Annotated in this window: 7 protein-coding genes and 1 pseudogene; 7 read left to right on the top strand and 1 reads right to left on the bottom strand. The window is 73.9% G+C overall.

Annotated elements, in window-relative coordinates; translation table 11 throughout:
- Positions 1-222 precede the first annotated feature (222 nt).
- From GL263_RS20725 to GL263_RS20755, 7 genes are all read left to right on the top strand, one after another.
- Positions 223-813: a M23 family metallopeptidase gene (locus GL263_RS20725; protein WP_182857241.1), complete on the top strand. Its 591-nt coding sequence runs from the start codon at positions 223-225 to the stop codon at positions 811-813.
- 250 nt (positions 814-1,063) lie between these two features.
- A complete protein-coding gene (locus GL263_RS20730; protein ID WP_182857242.1) occupies positions 1,064-1,738 on the top strand; it encodes a hypothetical protein in 675 nt (224 codons plus the stop codon).
- Between the two features lie 85 nt (positions 1,739-1,823).
- Positions 1,824-2,336: a GNAT family N-acetyltransferase gene (locus tag GL263_RS20735; RefSeq protein ID WP_182857243.1), complete on the top strand. Its 513-nt coding sequence runs from the start codon at positions 1,824-1,826 to the stop codon at positions 2,334-2,336.
- Between the two features lie 59 nt (positions 2,337-2,395).
- Positions 2,396-2,881, top strand: a complete 486-nt coding sequence (locus tag GL263_RS20740; RefSeq protein ID WP_182857244.1) for a GNAT family N-acetyltransferase — start codon at positions 2,396-2,398, stop codon at positions 2,879-2,881.
- A gap of 31 nt (positions 2,882-2,912) precedes the next feature.
- Positions 2,913-3,338, top strand: coding sequence for a DUF6210 family protein (locus tag GL263_RS20745; RefSeq protein WP_182857245.1), 426 nt, complete (start codon positions 2,913-2,915; stop codon positions 3,336-3,338).
- A 26-nt stretch (positions 3,339-3,364) separates the two neighbouring features.
- The gene (locus GL263_RS20750; RefSeq protein ID WP_182857246.1) at positions 3,365-4,468 is read left to right on the top strand and encodes a M20 family metallopeptidase; all 1,104 of its coding nucleotides are present in this window, start codon (positions 3,365-3,367) and stop codon (positions 4,466-4,468) included.
- 141 nt (positions 4,469-4,609) lie between these two features.
- Positions 4,610-5,155: a putative immunity protein gene (locus GL263_RS20755; RefSeq protein ID WP_182857247.1), complete on the top strand. Its 546-nt coding sequence runs from the start codon at positions 4,610-4,612 to the stop codon at positions 5,153-5,155.
- 20 nt (positions 5,156-5,175) lie between these two features.
- Here the strand turns inward: GL263_RS20755 and GL263_RS20760 are convergent.
- Positions 5,176-5,297: pseudogene (locus GL263_RS20760) on the bottom strand (TetR/AcrR family transcriptional regulator); the annotation flags it as partial.

The raw sequence follows: 5,297 nt of genomic DNA on the forward strand, positions 1-5,297 counted from the left end.
CCGCCAGGATTGGTTTACTCCATTCACCTGTACGGCACGCCAGCGCTCTCCGCGCAACGTGCTGTCAACTGCACCGTGCCACAGGCCTGTTGTCGAGGCCCCGAGGTGGCACCCCTCCTCCGATCCGGCCCCTCGAAGATGCGCGAACCGCCGGCCTGCCGTGTCCTGCCTGTGAGAACCGGCACAGCCTGCCAGTGAGACCCGGCACAGGAGGACACACACATGTGCACAGAGCACCACCACGGGATTCCCGAACCCGCCCGCGCCAGCGCGACCTCCCGCCGGGGACTGCTGCTACGCGGCGGGGTGCTGCTGGCCGGGCTGGTCCCGGCCCTGGCGGCGGGCCGCGCCGTCGGCTGGTCGAGCGGCGGCCCGGGCGGCGTACGCGGCGAGGTCCCCGCCGGCCTGTGGACCCGCCCGCTGACCGCCGGCTCCCCCGTCTCCGCCCCCTACGGCATCAAGGGCGACTGGCTCGCCGGCTACCACACGGGGGTCGACTTCGCCGTCGACACCGGCACCCGCGTCTACTCGATCGGCCCCGGCACGATCGAGATCGCCGGCGAGTACGGCGACTACGGCGAGGCCGTGCTCATCCGCCTCGACGACGGCCGCTTCGCGCTGTACGCCCACCTCTCGGCGGTCGACGTCCAGCGCGGCCAGCGCGTCGACGGCGGCGAACGCCTCGGCGAGACCGGCGCGACGGGCCGGGTCACCGGCCCCCACCTCCACTTCGAGATCCGCACCAGCCGCAACTACGGCTCCGACGTCGACCCCGTCGAGTACCTCGCCACCCGGGGCGTACGCCTGGACTAGGCCCTGGGCGAGACGCCGCCGAGCCTTCCTCGGGCGGACGCGTGCGTCGACGCCCACGCCGTCGTGCGTGTGATCGCCCTGTCAGCTCGGTCACGGCCTCAGAGTGGGCGCCGGGGCCACCTCCCCACGTCGGTCCCAGGTCGCGAACCCACACGACCTCAGACGTACCGGACGCGGCTCGACTCCGCCTCGTCCCCCGCGGATGACTGGTCGGCGACGATCCGGGTAGGTGGGCGCGCAGGGAGGGTGCATGGGGTCCGGCGCGCGTGTGTTCGTCCGGCTGCTGGTGCTGCTGCTCGGGGCGATGCTTCTCACGCTTGCCGTCGGGCAGGTGGACCGGCCGTATCGCGAGACGGTCGCCTATGCCGGGGCCGGACCGTGTCCGCCGAGCGCATCCACCGCGGCGGCACCGCCGCAGCGGCCCTGTCTCGACTCTCTGACCGCCGAGGTCCTGGACAAGGAGAGGACCTACCGGTCCGGTCCCCACGGCGGCGACACCACCCATCGCGTGAAGCTCCTGCTTCCCTCGGGCGACACGGTGTGGCGGAAGGTCGGCAAGCCGGTGTACGAGGTCGCCGAGCGCGGCGGACACGCCGAACTCACCGTGTGGCGGGGCCGGACCGTGGGAGTGGCGGTCGACGGTGAGTACAGCGGTAGCTCCCCGAACGCCGCAAGGGAACTCGCGATGTGGGCGCTGCTGGGTTGGAGCGGCGCCGGACTGGTCCTGTGGTCCGCCCTGGGTGACGGTCGGCCGCGACTCAAGCTGTTCGTGCAGACGGTCTGCTGGTTGGCGATCGGGGCGGTCGGCTGCCTGCTGCTGGCCCTGTCCGCGCAGGACGGATTCCGGATCGGCCTGACGTTGGCTCTCACCGTGATCGTCGTCCTGCCGGCTCTCTACACCCTCATCGTGGTGAGGGAGACGTGAATGCGCTCCCGTGCCCTCGTCCACCTCGACCGGCGGGCCGTTATTCGGAGGCGCCTCCGCTCGGGTTCGCCTAACGTGCCGACACATGACCGTGCTGCGCGGCGCCCTTGTCACCCTCCGGCCCACCACCGACGACGACGTCCCCGCCCTGGCCGCCATCCGGGCCACGCCCGAGGTGCGCGCCCGGTGGCGGGGTGAGGACGACCTCGAGGCGGAGATCAGGTCCGACCTGTCGGATCCGGACGTCCGCTCGCTGACGATCCGCCACCAGGAGCGGATCGTCGGCATGATCCAGTGGTACACCGAGGACGAGCCGGACTACCGGCACGCCGGCATCGACGTCTTCCTCGACCCGGCCGTCCACGGCGGCGGCCTCGGCACCGACGCCGTGCGCACGCTCGCCGCCCACCTCGTGGACGACCACGGCCACCACCGCCTGGTCATCGACCCGGCCGCCGACAACACCCCGGCCATCCGCTGCTACGAGAAGGTCGGCTTCAAGCCCGTCGGCGTCATGCGCCAGTACGAACGCGGCGCGGACGGCACCTGGCACGACGGCCTCCTGATGGACCTCCTCGCCCACGAACTCCTCCGCTGACGCCGGACCGGCCGGAAACTCGCGCGCGTCGGAGGGGTGGCGCGGCCTACGGTCGGTGTATGAGCCGTACGACACACGCGCCGCGACTCGTGGAGATCACGCCGGACAACGTCGACCTCGCAGTCGACCTACGGGTGCGGCCGGACCAGGAGCACCTCGTGGCGCCCGTGGCGAAGTCCCTCGCCGAGGCGTACGCGTACCAGGGGACGGCGTGGCCGCGCCTCATCCTCGACGGCGACCGGGCCGTCGGCTTCCTCATGGCGTTCCTCGGCATCGACTGGCGGGGCGACGGCACCGACTTCCGCTCCGGGCTGTGGCGGCTGAACATCGCGGCCGGTGAACAGGGCCGGGGCTACGGGCGCTTCGCGGTCGAGTCGGTGGCCGCCGAGGTCCACCGCCGCGGCGGCACACGCGTCTTCACGACCTGGCACCCCGGCGAGGACGGCCCCGAGCGCTTCTACCTCGGTCTCGGTTTCCGGCCGACCGGCGAGAGGAGCGGCGGCCAGACCGTTGGCGAGCTGCCGCTGGACGGGAAATGCCGTTGAGTCGTCGACGGCCGACGGCAAGACTGGCGGCATGAGCGCTCGACGATACGTCTACCTGGACCCCGACGGCATGGACGGCGGGTGGCTCCACGTGATCGTCGAAGCCCCGACGGGCGTCGTCTACCAGCAGCAGTACGGCGGAACCGCTTGCCGCCAGGGGCGGTTGGAGGGCTTCCTCGTCCCGGTGACGGGCCCCGACGCGCTCGACGCGCTGCGCGAACTGTTCGAGGAGCACTTCCATGGCGCCGGTACCCGCGAGCACTCGTGGTCGACGGAGGAACGGGAGCGGCTGCGCCTGATCGTCGAGGACGTTCCCTACTGGTTCTGCGACGGACGCGACGAGGAGCCGCACACCCTGCGGCTGGACGAGAACCGGATGCACGGAACCGACGAGGCGTGGATACCGGTGAGCACGCCGGACGGCCCCGGCGTCCTCGTCTGGCTCAACTCGGACTGACGCCGGACAGGCCCTAACCTGGCGGGATGACACCACCGCCTGTCGGCGACCTCGACGTCGCCGCGATGCTCGACGACCTCAGAACCCTCGTCGAGGTGGAATCGCCGTCGCGGGACCGGGAGGCGCTGGCGGCCTCGGCGAAGACCGTCGCCGCCGTCATCGAGAACCGCCTCGGCGGCCGCGCCGTCCTCGTGGAGAGCCCGGCCGGACCGCACGTCCACTGGTCCGGCGGCGGGGACCCCCGGGTGCTGGTCCTCGGCCACCACGACACGGTGTTCCCGCTCGGCACGCTCGCCCGGCGGCCGTTCCGCGTCGCGGGCGGTCGCGCGACCGGGCCCGGGGTCTTCGACATGCTCGGCGGCGTTGTGCAGGCCGTGCACGGCCTGGCGTCGCTCGACGACCGGTCCGGCGTGGAGCTCCTGGTCACCGCCGACGAGGAGGTCGGCTCGCAGCACTCCCGCGCGCTCGTCGAGGAGCGGGCACTGGCCTGCGGTGCCGTGCTGGTCGTGGAGGGCGCCGCCGAGGGCGGCGGTCTGAAGACCGCGCGCAAGGGCTGCGGCAACTTCCAGGTGTCCGTCGCCGGTCGGGCCGCGCACGCCGGTCTGGAACCGGAAGCCGGGGTCAACGCCCTCGTCGAGTCGGCCCACCAGGTCCTGCACATCGCGTCGCTCGGCCGTCCCGAGGTCGGCACGACCGTCACCCCGACCGTCGCCTCCGCCGGCACCCTCGACAACGTCGTGCCCGCCGAGGCGACCATCGCCGTCGACGTGCGAGTCGAGACGGAGGCGGAGAAGGCACGCGTCGAGGCCGCGTTCGCGGCGCTGACGCCCCACCTGCCCGGGGCGGAGGTCACCGTCACGGGCGGCGTCGGCCGGCCGCCGATGCCGCCGGCCGCGTCCGCCGGGCTCTTCGCCCTCGCCACGCGCCTGATGCCGGGCATCGCAGGCCACCACGTCGGCGGCGGCAGCGACGGCAACTTCACGGCCGCGCTGGGCGTCCCGACCCTCGACGGCCTCGGCGCCGTCGGCGGCGGCGCCCACGCCGACCACGAGTACCTGGAGGTCAACGCCATGCCGGAACGCGCCGCCCTCGTCGCCGGCCTGGTGAGTGCCCTCGGACAGGGCGGGTAGTCAACGCCTGGCAGTCGGAAGGTTGTTGCGCGCCGGCCCGAGTACGGCCGCCCGCCACGGCCGCCAAGATCCGCTGAAGTGAACACGGTCGTCGGCCTGTTGGCCCCTCCCGCCCCGGGCGTCGCGCGGCAGGATGGGGGCGTGGCGACGGAACCGGGTTTCATCGAACTGAGCGAGGACGAGCTTCGAGGGGTCGCGGGGTTCGCGTCCGCCTCCGCGCGGCGGGTGCTGCCGCTGTTCGAGGCGGGGGCGCCCGCTGACGCGCGGGCTCGGGAGGCGGTGGAGGCGGCGGAGGTGTTCGCCGCCGGTGGGCGGCGTACGGCGGAGCTGCGGCGGCGGGCGTGGGCGGCGCACCACGCGGCGCGGGAGGCAGCCGCGCGGGAGGGGGAAGCGGCGGTGGTCGACGCGGCGCGGGCGGCGAGCCACGCGGCGGCGGCCGCGTATCTGCATCCCCGGGCGAGCGCCCACCAGGTGAAGCACGTGCTCGGCGCTGCCGCGCACGCCGCGCGTGCGGAGGAGTTGGCGGTCGGCGAGGTCGGGAACGTGGGCGCGGAGGCGTTGGAGCGGGCGCGGGCCGAGGCGCCGCCGGCGGTGGTGGCGGTGCTCGGACGGCTGCCCGTGGCGCCGCCCGGCGGGGGGCGCGTGGGCGCGTTCATCCGCGAGCTGGACGCCGCCCTCCGCCGCTGAGCGGGTTGCCGGCAGGCGGGTCAGTCGCCGCCGTCCCGGGCGGCCGCCGCGTCGAAGGCGCCTCTGGCGAGGCGGTGGAGGAGGGTGGCGGTGGTCTCGCGGTCGGGCAGGGACTCGGGGTGGCTGAGGTGCGGGGTGGAGT

Origin of the sequence: Streptomyces durbertensis, from assembly GCF_014156695.1 — a bacterium.
Taxonomy (GTDB): Bacteria; Actinomycetota; Actinomycetes; order Streptomycetales; family Streptomycetaceae; genus Streptomyces; species Streptomyces durbertensis.

Excerpts from the sequence above, each read along its gene's own strand:
- GL263_RS20725 (WP_182857241.1), top strand. The coding sequence starts at position 223 with ATGTGCACAGAGCACCACCACGGGATTCCCGAACCCGCCCGCGCCAGC.
- GL263_RS20730 (WP_182857242.1), top strand. The coding sequence starts at position 1,064 with ATGGGGTCCGGCGCGCGTGTGTTCGTCCGGCTGCTGGTGCTGCTGCTC.
- GL263_RS20735 (WP_182857243.1), top strand. The coding sequence starts at position 1,824 with ATGACCGTGCTGCGCGGCGCCCTTGTCACCCTCCGGCCCACCACCGAC.
- GL263_RS20740 (WP_182857244.1), top strand. The coding sequence starts at position 2,396 with ATGAGCCGTACGACACACGCGCCGCGACTCGTGGAGATCACGCCGGAC.
- GL263_RS20745 (WP_182857245.1), top strand. The coding sequence starts at position 2,913 with ATGAGCGCTCGACGATACGTCTACCTGGACCCCGACGGCATGGACGGC.
- GL263_RS20750 (WP_182857246.1), top strand. The coding sequence starts at position 3,365 with ATGACACCACCGCCTGTCGGCGACCTCGACGTCGCCGCGATGCTCGAC.